This window comes from Vibrio sp. Hep-1b-8 (genome assembly GCF_006124995.1).
In the GTDB taxonomy this organism is placed as follows: domain Bacteria; phylum Pseudomonadota; class Gammaproteobacteria; order Enterobacterales; family Vibrionaceae; genus Vibrio.
Genome location: NZ_QEWN01000127.1, coordinates 46,028 through 67,371, shown reverse-complemented (window position 1 = coordinate 67,371; position 21,344 = coordinate 46,028). Strand labels below are relative to the sequence as shown.

The 21,344-nt window shown below is 45.2% G+C and carries 20 protein-coding genes and 2 pseudogenes; 11 read left to right on the top strand and 11 right to left on the bottom strand.

What is annotated here, in order from left to right:
* Position 1 precedes the first annotated feature (1 nt).
* From yddG to DA100_RS16955, 6 genes are all read right to left on the bottom strand, one after another.
* A complete protein-coding gene (yddG, locus tag DA100_RS16980) occupies positions 2–889 on the bottom strand; it encodes an aromatic amino acid DMT transporter YddG (RefSeq protein ID WP_138973211.1) in 888 nt (295 codons plus the stop codon).
* A 58-nt stretch (positions 890–947) separates the two neighbouring features.
* Entirely contained in the window at positions 948–1,346 is a 399-nt protein-coding gene (locus DA100_RS16975; RefSeq protein ID WP_138973210.1) for an OsmC family protein, read from the bottom strand.
* An 11-nt stretch (positions 1,347–1,357) separates the two neighbouring features.
* Positions 1,358–2,356: a Gfo/Idh/MocA family oxidoreductase gene (locus DA100_RS16970; protein WP_138973209.1), complete on the bottom strand. Its 999-nt coding sequence runs from the start codon at positions 2,354–2,356 to the stop codon at positions 1,358–1,360.
* A gap of 35 nt (positions 2,357–2,391) precedes the next feature.
* Positions 2,392–3,006, bottom strand: a complete 615-nt coding sequence (locus DA100_RS16965; protein ID WP_138973208.1) for a LysE family translocator — start codon at positions 3,004–3,006, stop codon at positions 2,392–2,394.
* 110 nt (positions 3,007–3,116) lie between these two features.
* A complete protein-coding gene (locus DA100_RS16960) occupies positions 3,117–4,037 on the bottom strand; it encodes a LysR family transcriptional regulator (protein ID WP_138973207.1) in 921 nt (306 codons plus the stop codon).
* Entirely contained in the window at positions 4,027–4,479 is a 453-nt protein-coding gene (locus DA100_RS16955) for an Lrp/AsnC family transcriptional regulator (RefSeq protein ID WP_138973206.1), read from the bottom strand. The genes DA100_RS16960 and DA100_RS16955 overlap by 11 nt, the downstream gene beginning before the upstream one ends.
* A 204-nt stretch (positions 4,480–4,683) precedes the next feature.
* On the opposite strand from DA100_RS16955, the pseudogene DA100_RS16950 reads away from it, so the two are divergent.
* Positions 4,684–4,839: pseudogene (locus tag DA100_RS16950) on the top strand (L-methionine/branched-chain amino acid transporter); the annotation flags it as partial.
* 109 nt (positions 4,840–4,948) lie between these two features.
* Here DA100_RS16950 and DA100_RS16945 read toward each other — a convergent pair.
* On the bottom strand, positions 4,949–5,707 hold the full coding sequence (locus tag DA100_RS16945; protein ID WP_138973205.1) for a class II glutamine amidotransferase: 759 nt from the start codon (positions 5,705–5,707) through the stop codon (positions 4,949–4,951).
* A 39-nt stretch (positions 5,708–5,746) separates the two neighbouring features.
* Positions 5,747–6,932 (bottom strand): annotated as a pseudogene (locus tag DA100_RS16940) (PLP-dependent aminotransferase family protein).
* Between the two features lie 96 nt (positions 6,933–7,028).
* Between DA100_RS16940 and DA100_RS16935 the strand changes: the two are divergent.
* Complete coding sequence (locus DA100_RS16935) at positions 7,029–7,688, top strand: pyridoxamine 5'-phosphate oxidase family protein (RefSeq protein WP_138973204.1); 660 nt, start codon at positions 7,029–7,031, stop codon at positions 7,686–7,688.
* Here DA100_RS16935 and DA100_RS16930 read toward each other — a convergent pair.
* Positions 7,685–8,704 (bottom strand): AraC family transcriptional regulator, encoded by a 1,020-nt coding sequence (locus DA100_RS16930; RefSeq protein WP_171052243.1) that lies wholly within the window; start codon positions 8,702–8,704, stop codon positions 7,685–7,687. The genes DA100_RS16935 and DA100_RS16930 overlap by 4 nt on opposite strands.
* Before the next feature lie 108 nt (positions 8,705–8,812).
* Between DA100_RS16930 and DA100_RS16925 the strand changes: the two genes are divergently transcribed.
* From DA100_RS16925 to DA100_RS16900, 6 genes are all read left to right on the top strand, one after another.
* A complete protein-coding gene (locus DA100_RS16925) occupies positions 8,813–9,136 on the top strand; it encodes an MFS transporter (RefSeq protein ID WP_138973203.1) in 324 nt (107 codons plus the stop codon).
* On the top strand, positions 9,136–10,359 hold the full coding sequence (locus DA100_RS16920; RefSeq protein ID WP_138973202.1) for a biotin/lipoyl-binding protein: 1,224 nt from the start codon (positions 9,136–9,138) through the stop codon (positions 10,357–10,359). Before DA100_RS16925 ends, DA100_RS16920 begins: the two co-directional genes overlap by 1 nt.
* A gap of 196 nt (positions 10,360–10,555) precedes the next feature.
* Positions 10,556–11,902 carry a magnesium transporter gene (locus tag DA100_RS16915; RefSeq protein ID WP_138973201.1) on the top strand — a complete coding sequence of 449 codons (1,347 nt, stop codon included), beginning with the start codon at positions 10,556–10,558 and terminating at the stop codon, positions 11,900–11,902.
* Positions 11,903–12,629: 727 nt separating this feature from the next.
* Positions 12,630–13,868: a cytosine permease gene (codB, locus tag DA100_RS16910; RefSeq protein WP_138973200.1), complete on the top strand. Its 1,239-nt coding sequence runs from the start codon at positions 12,630–12,632 to the stop codon at positions 13,866–13,868.
* A gap of 9 nt (positions 13,869–13,877) precedes the next feature.
* Complete coding sequence (locus DA100_RS16905) at positions 13,878–15,155, top strand: cytosine deaminase (protein WP_138973199.1); 1,278 nt, start codon at positions 13,878–13,880, stop codon at positions 15,153–15,155.
* Between the two features lie 630 nt (positions 15,156–15,785).
* A complete protein-coding gene (locus DA100_RS16900) occupies positions 15,786–16,235 on the top strand; it encodes a cytidine/deoxycytidylate deaminase family protein (protein ID WP_138973198.1) in 450 nt (149 codons plus the stop codon).
* A 109-nt stretch (positions 16,236–16,344) separates the two neighbouring features.
* Here the strand turns inward: DA100_RS16900 and DA100_RS16890 are convergent, their stop codons facing one another.
* Positions 16,345–17,619, bottom strand: coding sequence for a histidine kinase dimerization/phospho-acceptor domain-containing protein (locus DA100_RS16890; protein WP_240800951.1), 1,275 nt, complete (start codon positions 17,617–17,619; stop codon positions 16,345–16,347).
* Positions 17,620–18,261: 642 nt separating this feature from the next.
* Between DA100_RS16890 and DA100_RS16880 the strand changes: the two genes are divergently transcribed.
* Positions 18,262–19,698 (top strand): glyceraldehyde-3-phosphate dehydrogenase, encoded by a 1,437-nt coding sequence (locus DA100_RS16880; RefSeq protein WP_138973197.1) that lies wholly within the window; start codon positions 18,262–18,264, stop codon positions 19,696–19,698.
* Between the two features lie 195 nt (positions 19,699–19,893).
* Here the strand turns inward: DA100_RS16880 and DA100_RS16875 are convergent, their stop codons facing one another.
* Positions 19,894–20,100, bottom strand: a complete 207-nt coding sequence (locus DA100_RS16875) for a hypothetical protein (protein WP_138973196.1) — start codon at positions 20,098–20,100, stop codon at positions 19,894–19,896.
* Positions 20,101–20,354: 254 nt separating this feature from the next.
* Between DA100_RS16875 and DA100_RS16870 the strand changes: the two genes are divergently transcribed.
* Together DA100_RS16870 and DA100_RS16865 are read left to right on the top strand one after the other, a co-directional pair.
* Positions 20,355–20,840 carry an acyl-CoA thioesterase gene (locus DA100_RS16870; protein ID WP_138973195.1) on the top strand — a complete coding sequence of 162 codons (486 nt, stop codon included), beginning with the start codon at positions 20,355–20,357 and terminating at the stop codon, positions 20,838–20,840.
* 123 nt (positions 20,841–20,963) lie between these two features.
* Complete coding sequence (locus DA100_RS16865; protein WP_138973194.1) at positions 20,964–21,209, top strand: hypothetical protein; 246 nt, start codon at positions 20,964–20,966, stop codon at positions 21,207–21,209.
* Positions 21,210–21,344 lie beyond the last annotated feature (135 nt).

Sequence of the window (21,344 nt, the reverse complement as noted above, 5' to 3'; positions counted from 1 at the left end):
GTCATTTTTTGCGAGTCACCCACCAGCACATCAAAGAGCCAATAGTCACCATTACCACCCCTTGAATAAAACTTTGAGTCAACACCAACCCCAAAATAAACGAAGAGATCACCGTCGATAGCACGGGAGTAAAGTAGGACATAGTCGCTAACAGCACCATGTTACCGCCTATAATCGCGTAGTTCCAAAGCGCGTATCCACTGCCCATTGCGATACCCGACACCAATAGAAGCCCACCGGATTCAAGAGTCAGAGTCATGCCAGTTTCATCACTGAAGGCGTACTTAATCCACAAAGAAACCGCCGTCATGATAAAAAATAGCGTTATCGCATTCTGACCATTGGAGATTCGTTTCGTCAGATTGCAGTAGATCGCCCAAAGAAATGCACCAATAAAGGCCATGGCATAAGTCGTGGGATTGGTCGCCACATTCGCGGCTATCTGCGCGAGAGACAGCCCCTGATCACCAGTGATGCTCCAAGCAACACCAAAGAAAGCCAACGCAATACTCGGATAAACCAATAGGTTGGTTTTCTTGCCACTGCCCAACACCGCAAGCAACACCGTTAGCGCAGGCCAGAGGTAGTTGATCACGAGCATCTCAATCGCTTGCTGTCGCGAGTTTGCCATTGCCAGAGCCAGCGCCAGACAAATTTCATACGCAACGAACAAGCCACCACCAATCAGAACGTAGCGCAAAGAGTATTGACGCAGTTTAGGTGCCCCCATCACCAGCACCAAAAACAGTGACGCTACTGTATAAATTGATGCCGCTCCGCCAACCGGCCCGAGCATTTCAGTGACGGCCCTTGCCAAGCCCATAACACTGCTCCACAGAAGAATAGCGATCATTCCGGCAATGGTGAATTTATGATTAGTATTGTTCATCGCAATTTGCTCAAAAAAAAACCGAGCTGAACGCTCGGCGTTATCAAGTGAAAGGGAGTTAGACGATTGCCCAGCTGTGTGTCATCTCGACACCTTTTCCAAGCATTAAGCACACTGAACAATACTTCTCTAGCGAATCCGCTGCCACTTTCGCCACGACTTCAGGCGATAAGTTGTCACCTGACACCTCAAAGTGGATATTGACCTGAGTAAAAATACGCGGCGCGGTTTCACGGCGTTCTGTGGTCAGTTTTGCTGTACATGCTGTCACTGCCTGACCCGCTTCTTTAAGACCATCAACCACGTCAACGGAACTACAACCGCCCGCTGCCATCAACACCATTTCCATTGGGCTTGGTGCCGTAGCTCCGCCGTTACCGTCCATAACGATTGAGTGACCCGACTGAGATTGACCCAGAAATTTAAACTCTTCTACCCACTTTACTTCAGCTTGCATGTATCTCTTCTCTATTGTTTAGGAGAAATGGCGTCATCTGTCGGGAATACTACCCCTGTTTGACGACGAATTTCTTCAAGTAACTTAGCGACAACGAGTGAACGTTGAGTGCATTGTTTATTGGCTGATTGTTGCTTAAATTGGTCTGCAAATTCAAGTGCTTCGTAATACATTGGGTTACTGACCTGATCGACGCTTTCATCAACCCGACACTTATCACTGCGTAGGATTTTCGTCAGCTTGCTAGCAGTGGAAATCATTTCCATCTGCAACACCCCTTCTTCCCCCTGAATCTCACTAGGCAAGTAAGAGTCACTGGTCTTTGAGTGCAGGAGTACGACTTCAAAGCCCTCGTAATTAAGAATGACACTCCCACTGCCATCGACACCTGAATCAAGCAGTTGCGCTTGTGCCTTAACCATCGTCGGTTCGCCAAATAACTCAATTGCCGAGCTCAGACAGTAAAAACCAATGTCCATGATTGAGCCATTGCCAAACTGAGGATTAAAGGTGTTAGGATTTTCACCAGCTAGATACTTGGGATAACGGGATGAGTACTGACAGTAGCTAATCATTCCTTTGCGTATCTGACCAATCGACGGTAACAACTGCTTTAGCTTTTTAAAGTTAGGCAAATGAGCCGACATAAACGCTTCAAATAGCAGCACATTATTTTGCTCTGCTACCTCAAACACCTTCTTAGCTAGCGCGTAATTGGATGCCATTGGCTTTTCAACAATGACATGTTTTCCTGCTCGCATCATCTGAATAGCCTGTGGGCCATGCAACGAGTTGGGACTGGCGATATAGACCACATCGACTAGCGAAGAAGCGCCAAGCTGCTCTAGATCATCGAACAGTTTTGGAGAGCCATATTTTTGTGCAAAACGGCTTGCCTGCTCCATCGAACGCGAATAAACCGCTGTCAGCTGATATTCCTTGGTCATCAAAGCTGCTTCGATAAACTGATCCGTGATCCAGTTTGTTCCTATGACCGCTAGCTTTATCATTACAAGATCTCCTTAGTGAAACGCAATCGTCTGTCCTAAACGGTCATGACAACGCGCAACGCTAGTAAAATTAACACTGCACCAGACAAGCGGTCGATCAACATCGCTTTGGAACGAATTTTATCAATCAGCTTAGGACTGGAGAGTAAAAAGGTAATTAGGGTATACCATAAGCCGTCAACAATCAGCGGCGTCATGACAATCAGACTTTTGGCGGTATACGTATCCCCTACCGCAACAAACTGGCTAAATAATGCAATAAAAAACAGGGCAATTTTAGGGCTTAGCAGAGAGATCAAAAAACCTTCTTTTGCCGATTGCCACACGCTAGTTTGTTCTCCTGATTCAAGTCGAGCGGCTACTCCCCCTTTCGAACGCAGTGCGTTGTAACCCAAATAAGCTAAGTAGGCTGCGCCAGCGTAACTGATTGTTTTAAAAAGCATGGGAGATTGCTGTAGCACGACGGCTAAGCCAATGAGGGTGATAAAGGCATAGATGCCAATACCAAAGGCATGTGCCCACGCTGTCGCTAAACCGTTGACTCTGCCACCAGCAAGGCTATGTTTGGCAACCATCGCTAAACTCGGCCCCGGAGACATAGCCCCGAGAATACAAATGGTGAAAAGTGAAAGCCAAATCGTGAACGTCATTGATATTATCCTTGTTGGAGTCGAGCGATCTCGACATTGCTAACTGGCTATCCAAATTAAATCATACTAATAATGATCTGAAATCAAATGTTGTCATGGCCATAATGATTTCAAATCATACCTATTGAGTAAGGAGATGTCTGCATTGCATCAAGGAGATTGCTGCGCATCCACTGGTGAGCCTTATCCTGATCATACTTGGGATGCCACATTAACCAATAAAGATGCTCACTGGTGTCAAAAGGCAGAGGACGATAGGTCAAATCTGACTCCCTAGCCAGATGAAAAGCAATGTGTTCAGGCACTATCATCAGGTAATCGCTGCTTTTCAGTGCATTCGCGGCAGCAGAGAAAAATGGCACTTTCAAAGCAATCCGACGTTGATAACCTAGCTCAGCCAGAGCCAAGTCAGCATGACTATCCTTGTCACCCCCTCCTGTCACCTTGAGGTGAGGATAGGCGACCAGCTCTTGGCAAGTGATGCTTTCAAGACGAGCAAGCGGATGCTCTTTGCGCATCACACACATCGATTTATCATGACCAATTTTGATACTGCTTAAATGTTCGGGCTTATGTGACAGCATCGTTGACGCTAAATGAATTCCTGTCTGGTCAAACTGTGCCAAATACTCAGGCTGCCATAAGCGGTAAGCAATATTGACCTTAGGCGCCTGAGCGGTAGTCAAAGACACCACGTCCGGTAAAATATACTGGGCAACATAATCACTGGATGACAACACAAACTCTTGCTGCCATACCTTAGGATCAAACGGCTTATCGGCCAGAAGAGCATCAAACTCTCCAAGCAAGCTACGTAGCTTGTCCTGCATTTCAAGGGCTCTTGGTGTCGGCACAAGCTGGTTACCATCACGAACCAGTAACGGATCACCGCATACATCACGCAGTTGCGATAGCTGTCGGCTCACAGCAGATTGTGTAATATGCAGTCGCTGTGCCGCTCTGCTGACGTGACACTCTTCAAGTAAAACATGCAGCGAACGCAACAGATTGAGATTTAAGTTACTTAGCATGGTGTAAAGTGTTAAAAAATTCGGTTAGCACAGTGTGGGTCATCAAATGACGAAGCTCTGGGATTTTTTGCAATCGATCTCGAATCGCATTCAATTGTGTCATCGTTTCAACTTCAACGTAAAGCATCATATCGGTTTCTCCACTAATTGCATGGCACCATTTGACCCCATCAATTTGATAGATTTGATCGGCGTAGGTCTCGCAATATTGAGTCGAACTCGACATATCAAATTTCAACGCTAGATAAGCCTTAATGAATTCGGTGCTCTCCTTTTTTGCCACCGATGCGTGATAACCAAGAATAACCTTCTCGGATTCTAGTTTTTGAATGCGTGCGGTCACTGCTGAGCGCGAAAGATTTACCTTGCGTGCAATATCGCTTACGCTCTCTCGGGCATTGAGTTTTAAGATATTAAGAATCTGCTGATCAAACTTGTCCATTAAGTTACTTCCCATATGCTCCAACTTATCCTGTCGGTTGAGTGCAATGTGACATAAAAAGTCGCCAGATGAAAGCAGACAAATTGACAGCGCTTAGTTAGCAAACCGACAATATGACGGCAAACTGCGACGAAATGACTAATGCATAGATAAGCCGCTTCAGCTAATCTATGTGAAAAAATATGCAGGGATGCAAGGAAGTATATGAGCCAATTAAAACAAGAGATTACATTGCTGTCAGGGATCGGACAGCTATCAACGACCTTGCTAGGCACGGGATTATTTATGGTGCCAGCCATCGCTGCAGGCATCGCTGCAGGCATCGCTGGTCAGTTGTCGTTATGGGCATGGCTGGGGCTGTGTAGTGCAGTATTTGTCTGCCTAGGTTGGTCGATGCTTTATGCAGTCTCTGTGTTCGCCATACTAAACCTACCTTGGAAAAGATGGCGAACGCTAAGAGAGAGCAACGTTAGATAAGAAAACTTTCGACAACGTCAGAGTGGATTTGGAGAATACTTTGTGGTGTAACCGATTTCCACTCACTGCTTTGCTCTAAAGGCTCAGAAGCCAATACGATGTTGGCGCCATCTTGTTTGATAAACACGGTCGGCGCATCTTGGTTAGAGCTATAACGCACTACCCAGAAGTGTTGACCATCAGAAATACAGATCGACGCTTTTAGCGGATCGCCAATCTGTTTCTTTTCCATCTCGATACGAATCGTTTCCAACGTTTTTCTTATCGCTTCAATCGGGTTGTCTACCAAACCATTTTGCAACATTAACAGGAAAATCAACTCGCTGTCAGTTGTCCCCATACGTTTCAAAAATAGTGGCTCACTGAGCAATAGCTGCAATGGGTATTTAACCTGATCAAAACCACCTATCTGACCATTATGAAGAAACATCCAGTTCTCATAGATGAATGGATGGCAATTAGAGCGCGAAACTTGCGTTCCGGTGGACGAGCGTACATGTGCCATAAAGCGATCTGAACGGATATGGTGAGCCAAAGAGCGAAGATTCTCATCTCCCCACGCTGGTAAAACTTCATGGAACTGGCCCGGCGTTTTCCGCTCAGTATACCAACCCAGTCCAAAACCATCAGCGTTGACACGAGTCACTGCTTTTCTCGCTTCTAAGCTTTGATGGACCAATGAGTGTTCCGGCTGATAAACCAACTCATCTAGATAGATCGGCTCTCCCTGATACGCTAACCAGCGGCACATGTTCTTCCCTTAATATGATGTTTACTTTGCTTCATATCATCACGATTCAAACAACTCGGCAAGCGTTTCAATGTGCATTTCTATCTCATTTAACGCAACGTTTCCAAAACCAAGTACTGCACCAGACCAGTCTCGTTGAGCTTGACTAGTATGTTCATAATAGCTCAAAGGACGAATCACGATTCCACGTTGTTTCGCTAAGTCCGTCCACTGCTGTTCATCAACATAACCTCGCCATTTAAGGGTAATGTGTAAACCTGCCGCTTGGCTGATGACTTCAACCTTATCCGCAAAATAGAGCGTGATCATTTCAAGCATTCGTTGATGCTTTAGCTTATACAAACGGCGCATCTTGCGAATATGGCGGATAAGATCGCCTTCTGAGATAAAGTCTGCGAGAGCCGCTTGGGCATGAGTGGGCGAGTCCCCTGTTAGCGCATCTTTAATCATCAACGCCTTCTTAACCTGCGATTCCGGAACCACAAGGTAGCCAAGCCTCAAGCCGTTAAACATCACTTTGCTCAACCCTCTCTAAATCGAGGCCATTTTTTTCTGTCACTGTCGCTTCAAGCAACGCTAAGTTGAACAGTTTGAGTACTTTAGCCATTTGTGTATAACCAGGCTGTTCCATTAACACACCTGAGTCCTGCTGCTTAGTTAACAACGCGGCAATGGCCAAAGCCTGCTGAGCACCAGATGTAATAATGATCCGGCTGGGCTGACAAACCACGGAGCGACTTGATGCCAGATAGCTAGATAGCGCCTGACGCAACGCCATATCTCCTTGCACCTCTTGCCCTCCTAATAACGAGGCTCGACCTAAGTGACGCATGAGTAGCCTTTGCCATTTCTGCTGAGGGAATTGAGCCAAATCAGGAACTCCGGGAGCAAACGCTTGATTATTAATCGAAGAGGTGGTCACACACTGAGGTTCGGCCCGCGCCACAGAGGTGGCAACAAACTGATCGGGCAGTTCAAGTGCGACGAAGTAACCTGACCCGATGCGACTTTCTAAATAGCCTTCTGCGTGAAGCTGTTCATAGGCGTGTATCACGGTGTTTCGACTCAGATTGAGCTCTTGTGCCAGTTTTCTCGTCTAGGGAAGCTTTAAGCCTTTACCCCATAACTGCGCGACTATCTTGTTGCGAATCGCCTCAAACAACGCGGTTTGTTTGGTGGTCGTCTTGTCATCAAGTTGCAAGTCGCCAATATCAATCAACGCCATAAAGTGGATCCATCCATTATCTAAAACTGGCTCTAAATTAAGATCCAATCTAAAGCTACATTAACGATAAATCAAACCGTTATCGAGGAGAGAGTCATGTTATCGACCACCAGCCGAACTGAAATTAAGAAAGGGGCGAATAAAGCCGTCAGCGACAGGCAAGCTTTGTACGACATCATCGATGAATCACTGGTCGCACATATTGCGATTACCACTCAGGATCAACCCTACGTGATCCCAATGCTCGCTTGGCGTGTTGACGACCATGTCTACATCCATGGCGCTCACAATAGCCGCTTATTGCGCAATTTAAAAAGTGGATCTCAGACATGTTTGACCTTCACTCTGTTTGACGGTTGGGTATTGGCAAGAAGTGCATTTCACCACAGCGCTCACTATCGCAGCGCGGTTGTATTGGGCCAGTTTACTCCGATTGAAGATCTGAGTGACAAAGACAGACTGCTCAATCACTTTATTGAGCAAATTGCGCCACAACGTACACAGGATGTCCGTTTAAGTAGCACTAAAGAGTTAAACGCCACCATGCTGCTCGCTATTCCTTTGACAGAAGCGTCAGTGAAAATCAGTTGTGGTGAGGTAAACGACGATCAGAGCGATCTCTCACTAAACGCTTTTGCAGGCTACCTACCCTATCGAACCGTTGTTGGTCCCCTAACGGCCGCCAGTGATTCCAAGCATCAGCACCTCCCTGATTACAGTCAGGCCTATGGTTCTCGTTGGCACGAGGAGACTTAATTCACTCTCTGCCCATCCAAAGCAAAATGCTGTATGTATTGGCTGGGCGTCATCCCACGATTTTTCTTAAACATCCGATTAAAGCTCGCGGTATTTTGATAACCTAATCGTCTCGCCACGGTATCCGTGTCCACCCCTTTAGCCAGCATAGAGACAGCGATATTACTCAGCACATAGCCACATACCGTTGAAAAGTTCATGCCCAGTTTTCTCAATGCTCTTTGAAGCTGTTGGGGCGACATAGCTAATAAGGAGCTAACATGCTCAAGAGTCGGCAAACCGTAGTAACGGCTATAATTGATGACCTCATAGATGACTTTGACTTCATCTTCAGGATCGGGCATGTTCAATAACTCATCGAGGTCAGCGAAGTTCATCGCTAAACGCCCTTTCTGTATCTGACTTTGCTGCTTGGATACCAAACGTAAATCAGAATGGAACCATATTTCCGTACATGAGTGGCTCCAATCGACGTCACAGCCAAAATAGGTGACATACTTACTGTGGTCTTTGCGTATCCCTGACAACCTGACCCGTAAGGGTGCAAAGTCGTCGCCAAGATACATACGCATTACTTTGACCAGAATCATCGCCATTCGAATACTGTCGTGAGCTTTACAACTCGGTTCAACATGCGGATTTCGATATGACCATTTAATGATGGAACCGCTGATGGACGCAGAAAGGAAAGCGCCATTTTGCAGGCTGCTCAACCCATAGTTAAGACGACGAATGGTTGAGGCAAAATCGGAACCTGACAACAACCAATGACTAATCGCGCCAGCACGAGAAACTTCATGATCCCGCGCAAGATCCAAAATCACATCAGGGTTGCCAGTCAGACGCTCAAGTCTCGAGTACCATTCATTGACCACGGAGATGGGGATCAAGGTCATCGGATTATTGAAGATATCCTCAGGGATACCCAGCTCACCAGATCCAATGTTGTAGCGTCTACGTGCTTCATGGTGGATGTTCATAATCCCGATAGCACGGATAAATCTCACTTTCTTCACTGACAGATCCATTCATTTTGGAGTGATATTTGACTCAATGTGTCACAATGTCTACCAACTTTCAAATCTAGATCACAATCAAGCTCCGCTATTACATTGGAGCCTTGAATGAGTTTACTAAGTGTCCCGTTCGTTGGAACCAGCGCCGATACCATCTTGCACGTCGTCGCTACTGTTGTGCTTGTAGGCACTATCTCTGCCGCACTATTTGGATTTTGGAAATTCCACGAACTACCCATCAATAAAGCCCACAGTAAAGATCATCATCAAATAGGATTAATAACTGCACTCACTTGGATTGGTTTTATCTGGCACTGGGTTTGGGTTCTCGCTGTCATTCTTGCATTCGTTGATGTGGAAAAAACCATCATCAACCTTCGTGATACTTGGCGCCATGCACCAAAAGTCAACAACGATCAGGAGGAAGCGTAATGTTAGAAGGCTTAGCAGTATGGTCACTGTTTATCTATCTATTGCGTTTGATCGGTATGCCTTGGAACAAGGCAACGAAAACATTCGCCTATCTAGGTGGGGTATCCTGGCTAATGTTTGTTTGGGTTGGCTTAATCAACTTCACACCAATGGACTTATCCGGTGGTTCTGTTGTTCAATCTCCTCATATTCAACTGCGCCCTGATTCAACCAATGTTACGGGCAAAGTAGACAAAATCTACATTGAACCTAATCAACAAGTACACAAAGGACAACTTATTTACGAGATTGATCCTACCCAGTACCAGATTGCGTTCAATCAGGCCAAAGTGGCCGAAGAAGCAGCACAAGTGGCTCATCAAGTTTCGATTGAAGACATTGCCATTGCAAAAGCAACGTACACCTCGATGTTGCAGGACGTTAAGACGACTCAAAGTCGCTTAGCCTCAGCCAAAGCAGACTGCGAGTTGCAACAGAAAATGCTTAAACGGTACCAAGAGCAAAACCGTGTGGTAAAAAATACCATTACTGCCAGTGATATCGATAAGCAGCAAACCACCGTTGAAAAAGCTCGACATAACATCGCAACGATTGAGTCTGAGTTAAGCAGTAAGAAAGTCGCGGCAGATAAAGCAAAGTTGGCGATTACCAAGTCAGAACTTACGGTTCAGAGCCGCCAAGCGGATTGGAAAACCGCAAGTGAACAACTGGCGAAAGCTCAATGGGACTTAGACAGCACCAAAGTCTATGCTCCGGTGGATGGATTCGTGACGAACTTTATTCTGCGAGAAGGTCAGCGCGTCTCTATGATGCCTCGCCTCCAAATGTACACCAATGAGAAATACGTATTAATGCGGGTTAATCATCAGGCTATCCGCAATGTCAAACCGGGTCAGCCGGCTGAATTTGCCTCTTCAGTCTACCCTGGTAAGATTTTCTCAGCTCAAGTAGAAGGTATTGTTGAAGCCACTGGTGAAGCACAGGGTAACTTATTAGGTATGGACCAATCCGTGCGCACGACAACGGGAAATAACTTGCAAAACAAGCACCACTTTGTGCGTCTGAAGATTGAAGAAGGTCAAGGCTACGATATACCTGTTGGTTCCGTCGGCTTGGCGTGGGTGAGCGGTGAAAAACCGATTGGATTCATGGCGTTTTTGGATGCAATTCGCGGAATTATCATCCGCATGAAATCGCAGCTTTACTACTTCTATTCCATTTAATCACTGCAAGGACACAAATATACCGCCAGCCCGTCTGGCGGTATTTGGTTCACCAGCGATTAATATGGCTTAAAAACGTCCACTCAACCTCAATCCAATGCTCAAACTACTGTCTGTGACTCGCTAGTGTATTGTTTTTCTGCTAATTTCAACTACCGTGATAAACAGAATCTCCGTATAAACAACGAGGTAGTTAGTGAGCCAGTTCCAAGATCTCTCCACCCTTATTGCGCAGATCGCGCAAGCAGATGAAGCCGATCAGATTAGCATTCTTAATAACGCGATCGAACTTGGTTTAGATTCCGGCTCTATTGCACTGGTTCTTGAAGCCTTTCCCCTAGAGGATCGTGTGCGTTTATGGCGCAGTCTCCCTCTTGAACTGCATATCGATGCATTGACCGATGCCCGTGCTGAAGTACGTCATTCTATTATCGACCAGCTTTCTGAAACCGAGTTGAAGCTCACTCTAGCAAAACTCGACAACTTATCGCTTATCGAATGGGCCGATTCTCTTCCTAAAGAGATCATTAATGAAGCCTTGCAGTTAATTGAGAAGGACGAACTTGAGCTCTACGACCAAGCAAACCAGTACCAAGACGATGAATTAGGTCGTTGGGCAGAACGTAAAGTGGTGACATTACCTTTTAGTATTTCGGTCGAAAAAGCGAAAGGGTTGATGGAGCGATACAGCTATGATGCACCGCAACAAATCTACTTAATCAATAAAGCTAAACAGTTCCGTGGCATGGTAAGTTACATTGATCTACTCCGTGCTTATCCTGTTGAGAGACTGAAAAATCTCGCATTAGACAATATCGTGCCCCTCAGTGCTAAGCTGAGTTTGGCGGAAAGTATCGATGCTTTGGAGCACTCCCCTCTACCCGTTATGCCCGTCACTGACGAATCACAATTGCTGGTTGGTGAAATAGATTGGCAATTTGCTCTAAGCAGCCAACGCGAAATCTACGAAGCGCGATTAATGGCCGGTACCGGTATGGACGAAGGCGATGACCTGTTCGCTCCGGTTGTAAAGAGCTCACAGAAACGTGGGGTTTGGCTTGGTATCAACCTAATGACGGCGATTTTAGCCTCTGTCACCATCGGCCTGTTTGAAGATGTCATCGCCCAAGTCGTGGCATTGGCGGTTCTAATGCCGATTGTTGCCTCAATGGGCGGTATCGCAGGTAGCCAAACCCTTACCCTGATGATCCGCGCTATGGCTCTTAACCAGATCACAACGGGTAACCGTTGGGCGCTACTTAAAAATGAAATTGGCATTGGTTCGATCAACGGACTGCTGTGGGCATTGATCATCGGCGCGATTGCTGGCTTATGGTTTCAATCATCAATCCTCGGGGCAACGATCGCCTTAGCCATCATAGTCAACATTATTACCGCTGCTATGTTCGGGGTGCTGATTCCAATCGCACTGGATAAACTTAAGTTGGATCCCGCTCTTGCGGGCTCTGTAATCCTCACCACAGTCACGGACGTCGTTGGCTTCTTTGCTTTTCTTGGCACAGCGAGTTTGGTCATGCTGTAAAGGCAGAATTAGCAAATATGATATTAGTTGCATTTTGCAATTTCAATATGCAAAAAGAAAGCGTAAATATCTGCAAATACCCGCCGTTTTAGCGCAATTAGTCGCTATTAAAACTGGCACATATACTGCAATAGTATGCTTGACCCTTTTTAAGCCGAGGGTCACCTAGCCAACTGACGTTGTTAGTGAACCTGATTTGTTCACATTTATAGCGGCCAATCTCCGAACTTGAGATTGGCCTTTTTGTTATATGAAGAACTGACTCAAACCATCGGCTCTCTACATCAGAAACATTCTTTTTTTAACCTTTAAACCAAATCCACCCAACAAACCAACATTAACACCACTCAAAGATCGAAAATTAACCACCCATATTAGAACAAAGCGCAATGATGATAAGAAAACGTTTGCTTATCTGAAGAGAATGGCTAGCACCAGCAAACACTAATTACAGAATGCCATATATGGCAACTTATACGAAAAATTCATATTTGCGTGAAATTTATCAGATTTAAGTTCAGCTAAATTCATCTTAAATGTGAAATAAACATAAAAAACAAAAACAATAACGCATTGTTTTTAATGCACTTAAAATAAACATATAAGGAATTTATTCAAAAAAATCACCTAGAGAATTGACAGAAAACTAAATATCAACATAATACGCGCCGTTTACCTAAAATATACTGACAAATTTTCATCATCATTCTATTTGCGGAGGTTATAGATGGCTGCGGACAATAACTACAGTCTTGGACCAGTACCGGACACAGCGAGAAAAGGGGTTGCTTCACTGACCATGGTCATGTTGGGACTGACATTTTTCTCCGCAAGTATGTGGACAGGCGGTTCACTTGGTACGGGGCTCTCATTTGACGATTTCTTCCTCGCAGTCCTAATTGGTAACCTCATTCTTGGCATTTACACTTCTTTTCTCGGCTACATCGGCGCTTCTACTGGTCTCTCTACTCACCTTCTTGCACGTTTCTCATTTGGTACTAAAGGCTCATGGCTTCCATCCGCTCTATTAGGTGGCACTCAAGTGGGCTGGTTTGGTGTCGGTGTTGCCATGTTTGCCATTCCAGTTCATAAAGCAACGGGAATTGACACCAACACCTTGATTATCATCTCTGGCCTGTTAATGACTGCAACGGTTTACTTCGGAATTAAAGCGTTAATGGTACTTTCAGCGGTTGCGGTACCGGCAATTGCTATCCTTGGTAGTTACTCTGTGTCTATGGCAGTAGACAGTGTTGGCGGATTGGCACAACTGCAACTTATTGAGCCTGAAACCCCGATGGACTTCTCAGTGGCGTTGGCAATGGTAGTAGGTTCGTTCATCAGTGCTGGTACCTTGACCGCCGATTTCGTTCGTTTTGGTAAAAAGCCAGCTGGCGCGGTACTGGTGACCATGGTGGCGTTTTTTATTGGTAACTCACTGATGTTTATCTTTGGTGCAGCAGGAGCGGCGGCAACAGGTCAAGCGGACATTTCTGATGTGATGATTGCGCAAGGATTACTGATCCCGGCTATCATTGTTCTGGGTCTAAATATCTGGACGACCAATGAAAACGCCCTATATGCATCGGGACTAGGCTTCTCTAACATTACAGGCCGTTCAAGCACCATAATGTCTATAGTCAACGGCATAGTAGGAACGATATTCGCTTTGTGGTTATACAATAACTTCGTCGGCTGGTTAACCTTCTTATCGACTGCAATCCCACCAATTGGCGGCGTAATCATTGCTGACTTTATCATCAACCGTAAACGTTATGAAAACTTTGCAAATGCCCAATTCAAAACCGTTAACTGGGCTGGTATTGTTGCTGTAGCCGTTGGCGTTGCGGCAGGTAAATTTATTCCGGGAATAGTACCGCTAAACGCTGTACTTGGCGGTGCACTTTGCTACGCACTTCTAAACCCACTATTCAACAAATACGCGCTGAAAACACAAGCAGCGTAAGGAAGTATCATGACAACGCTATTGATCAAAAACGTAACACTACCAGACCAAGAGGGTTTGAAGCAGATCCTGATTGAAGACGGTCAATTTAAGCAGATCTTAGACAACGATACTGATTTGGCTTACCAAGGAAATCTTCTCGACGCAGAAGGTGGATTAGCTGTTGCGCCGTTTTGTGAACCACATGTTCACTTAGATACCACCCAAACCGCAGGTGAGCCTAACTGGAATATTTCAGGCACTTTGTTTGAGGGGATTGAACGCTGGGCTGAGCGCAAAGAATTGCTTTCTATTGACGATGTCAAAACACGCGCTAAACAGACTCTGAAATGGCAAATTGCCAATGGTGTCCAACACGTCCGTACCCACGTTGACGTATCAGATCCAACACTGACTGCGCTAAAAGCGATGGTTGAGTTGCGTGAAGAGATGAAACCATGGGTTGATATTCAAATCGTCGCTTTTCCGCAAGAAGGAATACTCTCCTACCCAAACGGTAAAGAGTTGATGGAACAGGCAGTACAATTAGGTGCCGACGTGATTGGCGCAATCCCTCATTTCGAGTTCACTCGCGAATATGGCATTGAATCTCTGCATTATGCCTTCGAGTTAGCACGAAAATACGATTGCTTGATTGATGTTCACTGTGACGAAATTGATGACGAACAGTCGCGCTTTGTAGAAACCTTAGCAGCGCTCGCACATAAATATCAGATGGGTCACAAGGTGACGGCAAGTCATACCACGGCTATGGGGTCATACAACGGTGCTTACGCTTCTCGCCTGTTCCGTTTACTGCGTATGTCTGGCATCAACTTTGTTGCGAATCCTTTGGTCAATATTCATCTTCAAGGACGCTTTGATGACTACCCTAAGCGTCGCGGTGTCACGCGAGTTAAGGAGATGCTGGCAGCCAATATCAATGTCTGCTTTGGGCACGATGATGTATTTGACCCTTGGTATCCGTTGGGCACGGCGAATATGCTACAAGTGCTTCACATGGGGCTGCATGTTTGCCAGGTGATGGGTTACGAGCAAATCAACAACAGTTTAGATCTCATAAGCACCAACTCAGCACGTACGCTGAACATTACCGACAAGCATGGCATCGAAGTCGATAAACCTGGCAGCTTGCTGATTCTACCTGCTGAGAATGGTTTTGATGCCGTCCGACGCCAAGTTCCTGTTCGATACTCTGTACGCGCAGGTAAGATCATTGCACAAACTCAACCTGCAACAACGGAAATACATTTGGATAGTACTGAAAGCGTGACGTTCAAACGCTAAGAAAACCCCACTAAGCTTTCGCCTAGTGGGGTCTATTCTTACTCGCAGCAATCCGGCTACTAATAGGTGCTCCCTGCATCTATTCCTTGATAGTACGCTGAATCCTTCAGCACTTTCCTTATCATCGCCTTCCTAGCGGTGTCCTTCGCTTTCCATGCCAATTATTCATCCTGAATAATCGAATCTTCTTCCTGAAGATGACCTATCCTTGGGTCTTTCCTGTTCCGTGTCTGCATCCTGCCGACGAATTAAGATTAAGCGAACGGTATTTTTTCACAACGGGTAAATTTTCATTTTTGATAACTTTTCCTTTGCTCAAGAAACATACAAAACACTTAATATTAATAAGTTACGATTAACTTTACTGTTTTTCTCAAACAACCAAGCTCTCAATGCTCACGATCTTGTGAGAGATCTCGCATAAGGTGACAGGCGCATCACTGCATTCTTCTATTTTGATAAAGTGACTTGGATCACTAAGCCTCCTTGTACGAGAGTGAATCCACCAAACAGCAGCGCTTTTTTCTGGACTAACTGCACTTAAATTAGGATATTATGACCAGATCAATATCACAGAACTCAATTAACCTAGTTCAATTCTAGGCCGATATCTTTTAGAGGACAGACTCAATGATTTCTAAGTGGGCTCAACGTTTTTACCAAATGGCGGAATTAGTCGGCTCTTGGAGTAAAGATCCGTCTACTCAGGTTGGCGCCGTTATTACTAAACAGAACCGAATTGTCTCTGTGGGTTTCAATGGCTACCCGCACGGTATTTCCGATAGCGCGATGACCGATGATCGAGAGATGAAATATTTGAAAACGCTTCACGCAGAAGAAAACGCCATTTTGTTTGCTAAACGTGATTTAGATGGATGTGAAATCTGGGTAACTCACTTTCCTTGCCCGAATTGCGCCGCTAAAATTATCCAGACAGGTATTTCCGCAGTCCACTGCCCTGAGCAAACAGCTGACTTTCTATCCCGTTGGGGAGACAAAATCACCGTAAGCCAAGAGATGTTTTTGCAAGCCGGCGTAAAAGTGAACTGGCTGCCATTGAGCGAACTTGGTCAACCTTAATTAAAATCTAAGGTCTCAAACAATTGTTGTGATTTGTAGGGTTTAGGCAGATAAGCGTCCATACCAACGCCAAAACAATTCTGAATTTCTTCAGGCAATACGCTAGCCGTCAAGGCAATAATCGGCGTGTAATACTGCCATCCTCTTGAGTAAATGGCTTGAAAATTTCACTCAACTTTTCCTGTGAAATGCCTACCCCACTGTCAGCAACATGACAAACGAGGAACCCTTCCTGTGCTGCCACTTCAACACTGACCGCTCCCTGTTGGGTGAACTTCACCGCATTACTGAGCAAGTTCATCAGAACTTGTTTAAAGCGAAAGTCATCGATATCAATATGGTTAGGAAGATCATCCGCGAACTCAACTTTCAATTCGACGTCCTGCTTTAGCGCTTTTGAACTAATCATATTAATTGTGTCAAACACCATTTCTCGTAAACTGACGCTGTGAATTGATAGCACCAGGTTTCCAGATTCAATCTTAGACAAATCTAAAATATCGTTGATCAGCACTAGCAGGGCATGAGACGAGGTATCAATGTCCGACAAAATCTCTTTCTGGCTGCTCGATAGATGGCTATCCGAGAGTATTTCCGCCATGCCAATAATTCCGTTTAGGGGCGTGCGAATCTCATGGGACATATTGGCAAGAAAGATACTTTTTGCTCGGCTGGCTGCCTCAGCGTCTTCTTTTGCCATTACCAGTTTTTGTTCATACTCTTTTTGTTGTTCTATGATTTGGTTGAGCTCACTGGCGAATGCCGAAAATTCATCTTTACCATCGACAGGGATCTGCTCCGCACCATCTTTCTCTTTCAAGCGACCCATTACGTGAATGATTTTGGCAAGCTTGCTGTTGATTCGCATCAGGGTGCTATATCCCCAGGTAAACATCACAGTAAAAATGGTCACGCCTAAAATTGCGATTAACCACAGTGCTTGCTCCGCGTTGCTGATGGCGTGTTTTAGTTCGGTTTGCAACTGCTGGGTGAAAATAATCAGTTGACGTTTCACGGTTTTATTTCGCTTTTGAATGATGTCAACGAAACCCTCTGGCACATTGTTGCTCTGTGAAAAAGTCAGTAGTCGGTCTTTAACCAGCAGACCTTGCTGAAAATCTCGGCTAGCAAAAATGTCGAGTAGCACATCGATCTGCTCAGAGTCCGCGCCGAGATTAATAAATTTGTCCAAATAGAACTGCTGCCTTTCACTGATACGAAAGTACTCCTCCGCATAATCTGTGTATACCCAACCGAACCAGTTGATTTCCTGAGTCAGCCAAGCCTCTCTCTCCATCCAGTAATAGAGCCAACTCAAATCAGAAAGCACCAAATCTAAGCTGTGAATCGCAATCGAAGAGTTATGGCTAGCCAGTGGTTGCACTTTCAAGCAGAAGCTATCTTAACCAAGGATATTAGTGCTAACTGGTATGCGGGGCTAGATTACGTTTTGGGAAAATCACACCTTATATTCAATATGGTCAGGCTCGGGTTTCAAGAACCAGCGAAAGCTACTTAGTCGGATTTCGTTATGACTGGACACCACAAATCAATACATCTCTCGAATGGCAACGGTTCACAGGAGAGCAAAACGTGATCAGTGGACAGTTTACTCAGTTGCAAGATCCGAGCAAACCGCTCGCGTCTAAAGTCGATGTCGTTTCCGCGGGTGTATCGTTTACCTTTTAAGTGTATTAATCAACCCTGATCACAGACAGACGAGATAAGTCGCATTCTTGTTACATATTTTATGTGCGACAAGTATTTTTCATCACGAAATAAGCCACATCCTTTAAAAATGTCAATAGGCGATCCCTCGTACTCATTACAGTATTTTTCGCCAAATCACCCTCAATCTATAGCCTTTAGGTCTCATATTAATTTTACTAGCAGAATAAGATGTTAGGCCTTACAATCCTGCCGCATAAAAATTACAAAAATAATACATAGTTTATTTATCTCTACCTGCTCCCCTACAACAGCAAAGTAGAGTCAGTCCCCAAAACGTGAAAGGTCCAAACGAAACATGAGTCCAGAGAAACATCTTTTAGACTGGCAAACTAGCCAAACGATTGCGGAATCTATTTCTCCCCTGCTTGGTCAGCTTTACCGTCAGAAAGGCGTAGAAGTTTTACTTTTCGGTAAAACACTAGTCAACGCGGCAACCATTGATATCATCAAAACTCACCGTCTAGCACGCCGTTACACAGGTACTTCTCTTACCCCAGAACAAACTCTTCCACTGATTAAAGCGTTATCTGAAATGGAACTGTCACCATGTCGTGTCGACGTTGGTCAGCTTGCGCACGAGTTCTGGAAAGGACGAGATGATGAGCATGGCGTAAAGGATTTCCTTCACACTGCTCTAATGGGTGCTATGGATGGCAAGAGCGTTACGGAACCACGTGACGTCGTGCTTTACGGCTTTGGTCGTATAGGTCGTCTGCTTACTCGTCTACTTGTTGAGAAAAGCGGCCCAGGCTACCCACTAAGATTAAAAGCCGTTGTCGTTCGTGGTGGTAAAAAAGGCGATCTAGAAAAACGCGCCAGCTTGCTACGTCGTGATTCTGTTCACGGTCAGTTCAATGGCAGCATCATTGTTGATGAAGAGCGCAAAGCAATCATTGCAAATGGCAACTTCATCCAGTTTATCTACGCAAACAAACCACAAGAAGTGGATTACACCAGCTATGGCATCAACAACGCTCTCGTTGTTGATAACACAGGTGTATGGCGTGATGCTGAAGGTCTGAGCCAGCACCTAGAGTGTAACGGCGCAGAAAAAGTTCTGCTGACGGCTCCAGGCAAAGGCGACATTAAGAACGTTGTGTTTGGTGTTAACGACAGCGTTATTCAACCTGAAGACACGATTATTTCTGCGGCGAGCTGTACAACGAACGCTATTACTCCGGTACTAAAAGCGATCAATGATAAATACACTGTCACTTCTGGTCACATTGAAACCGTTCACTCGTTCACTAACGACCAAAACCTAATTGACAATTTCCACTCAGGAGAGCGTCGTGGTCGTAGCGCTTCGCTAAACATGGTATTGACTGAAACGGGTGCAGCGAAAGCGGTTGCTAAAGCACTACCTGAACTAGCAGGTAAGCTAACTGGTAACGCAATTCGAGTACCAACGCCTAACGTCTCTATGGCTGTTGCAAACCTTAACCTAGAAAAAGGGACTAACAAGGAAGAGTTGAACAACTACCTACGTGAAATCGCTTTGACCTCTGAGCTAGCGGCGCAAATCGATTACACTGAATCTACTGAAATCGTATCAACTGACCTTGTTGGTTCTCGTTTTGCTGGTGTCGTTGATGGCGCGGCGACGATTGCTCAAGATAACCGTTGTGTTCTGTACATTTGGTACGACAACGAATTCGGCTACAGCTGCCAAGTTGTTCACTGTATGGAACAGATGATGGGTGTTCGTTACAAAACGTTCCCTACAAAATAATCTCGCGGGATAAATAAGCGGGTTCTATTGGATAGAGCCTGCTTATAACAGAATATCGCTCTCACCTTCTCGGGAGCAAAACTCCACAACACTAATACCTATAATAATCCCCCGTAGTTGCCACTTCCGTTTTATGGAAGTGGCCTTTTTGTTTTCACCACGAGAGAGTCACAAGTGCCGTCTATACTACGGTCATTATTTGGAGACTTCTTCAAATTCACCCTCGATAACGTTTTTACGGTTACCTTGGCTGAACATAGGGTGGTTCATTTTAATTGCTCGTTCGAGTTTTTTACCTGTAATAAGCGCCGCTATCGTTAGCGGTATAGCTAGAATCAAGCCAAATATGAGGGTAAAGAAACCGATGAAAAGCGCAAATACGCCAGTAATCATTCTATTCATAATCAATCCTCTATTAAGTTAGCTTTAGCTTAACGAACTCAAAATGAATCAAACATGAACAGAAGTTTAAAAAAAACGCCCAAGAGTATGCCGCTTCAATCGTAAGACCACGAAGTGCTGCATACGACGACAATATCAGGCTTGAGACCTTGTTTTTGCGTCTAAACTCCAATAGATGTTGCAGATAATTGACAGCTTTGTTATCTAGTATTTTAGCGAGTCGCAAACACACCTATAACAATAAGGATTGACAGATGAGTACTGGTCAACGAGATATAACCTTACGTTTTCTAGCTGAGCCCGGAGATGTTAACTTTGGCGGTAAAGTCCATGGTGGCGCCGTGATGAAATGGATAGATTTAGCGGCATACGCTAATGCTGCCGGATGGAGTGGTAAGTATTGTATTACTGCCTACGCAGGCGGAATTCGCTTTGTTCAACCTATTCATGTGGGTAACTTGGTCGAAGTCAGTGCCAAAGTGATTTACACAGGTCGAAGCTCCATGCATATCGCAATCGATGTACAGGCTTGCGATCCTAAAGAGCTCAAAAATCGTCTTACAACTCACTGCATCGTGATCATGGTAGCCGTGGATGAAACAGGTACACCAACTTCTGTTCCAGAATGGATTCCAGAGACACCTGAAGACATCGAATTACGCGACTCTGCCGTCCGTCTGATGAATATGCGTAAAGAGATCGGTGAAGAGATGGAAGCGCACGTTAAGTACCTTAAGTAGCCCTCCCCCTGTAAGCTGCTGGCAGCAATTATTTTTCTTCGTTGCTGCCACACCCTTGTCATTTTTCTTTCATCTTTGTTTGCTTAAATTCATCAGCATAGAAACGATCGAAAGGAATATCTCTTGAACCTTAGTCAAACCACATTGAGTGAATCAACGCTGTTAAACCTGAAAGCGATAGAGTATCAATGGGTTCGGACAATGTACGTTGAAGGCTATGGGGACGCAGAGATAAACCACTACATACGCACCTGCTTTGGTGGAGATGAACTGTTCGCCGACCTGTTTAGAAAAGTCGCGTTGTCGCAGGAAAGTATCTATGTGCTTTTGCAACATTTAGGCTGTGCACCTTCTAACCGCGAGCTATAAACCCTAGCAATTCTGTGCTTTTTGCCGCAACTATCTGCAACGCCTCTATGCGTTGCATTTTGTAATCACCGCCTCCTCGCAACACAGCTATTCGACCCTGCCGTTCCATTTTTGCCTCCGTATAATCCCTTGATA

Excerpts from the sequence above, each read along its gene's own strand:
- yddG (WP_138973211.1), bottom strand. The coding sequence starts at position 889 with ATGAACAATACTAATCATAAATTCACCATTGCCGGAATGATCGCTATT.
- DA100_RS16975 (WP_138973210.1), bottom strand. The coding sequence starts at position 1,346 with ATGCAAGCTGAAGTAAAGTGGGTAGAAGAGTTTAAATTTCTGGGTCAA.
- DA100_RS16970 (WP_138973209.1), bottom strand. The coding sequence starts at position 2,356 with ATGATAAAGCTAGCGGTCATAGGAACAAACTGGATCACGGATCAGTTT.
- DA100_RS16965 (WP_138973208.1), bottom strand. The coding sequence starts at position 3,006 with ATGACGTTCACGATTTGGCTTTCACTTTTCACCATTTGTATTCTCGGG.
- DA100_RS16960 (WP_138973207.1), bottom strand. The coding sequence starts at position 4,037 with ATGCTAAGTAACTTAAATCTCAATCTGTTGCGTTCGCTGCATGTTTTA.
- DA100_RS16955 (WP_138973206.1), bottom strand. The coding sequence starts at position 4,479 with ATGGACAAGTTTGATCAGCAGATTCTTAATATCTTAAAACTCAATGCC.
- DA100_RS16945 (WP_138973205.1), bottom strand. The coding sequence starts at position 5,707 with ATGTGCCGCTGGTTAGCGTATCAGGGAGAGCCGATCTATCTAGATGAG.
- DA100_RS16935 (WP_138973204.1), top strand. The coding sequence starts at position 7,029 with ATGTTATCGACCACCAGCCGAACTGAAATTAAGAAAGGGGCGAATAAA.
- DA100_RS16925 (WP_138973203.1), top strand. The coding sequence starts at position 8,813 with ATGAGTTTACTAAGTGTCCCGTTCGTTGGAACCAGCGCCGATACCATC.
- DA100_RS16920 (WP_138973202.1), top strand. The coding sequence starts at position 9,136 with ATGTTAGAAGGCTTAGCAGTATGGTCACTGTTTATCTATCTATTGCGT.
- codB (WP_138973200.1), top strand. The coding sequence starts at position 12,630 with ATGGCTGCGGACAATAACTACAGTCTTGGACCAGTACCGGACACAGCG.
- DA100_RS16905 (WP_138973199.1), top strand. The coding sequence starts at position 13,878 with ATGACAACGCTATTGATCAAAAACGTAACACTACCAGACCAAGAGGGT.
- DA100_RS16900 (WP_138973198.1), top strand. The coding sequence starts at position 15,786 with ATGATTTCTAAGTGGGCTCAACGTTTTTACCAAATGGCGGAATTAGTC.
- DA100_RS16880 (WP_138973197.1), top strand. The coding sequence starts at position 18,262 with ATGAGTCCAGAGAAACATCTTTTAGACTGGCAAACTAGCCAAACGATT.
- DA100_RS16875 (WP_138973196.1), bottom strand. The coding sequence starts at position 20,100 with ATGAATAGAATGATTACTGGCGTATTTGCGCTTTTCATCGGTTTCTTT.
- DA100_RS16870 (WP_138973195.1), top strand. The coding sequence starts at position 20,355 with ATGAGTACTGGTCAACGAGATATAACCTTACGTTTTCTAGCTGAGCCC.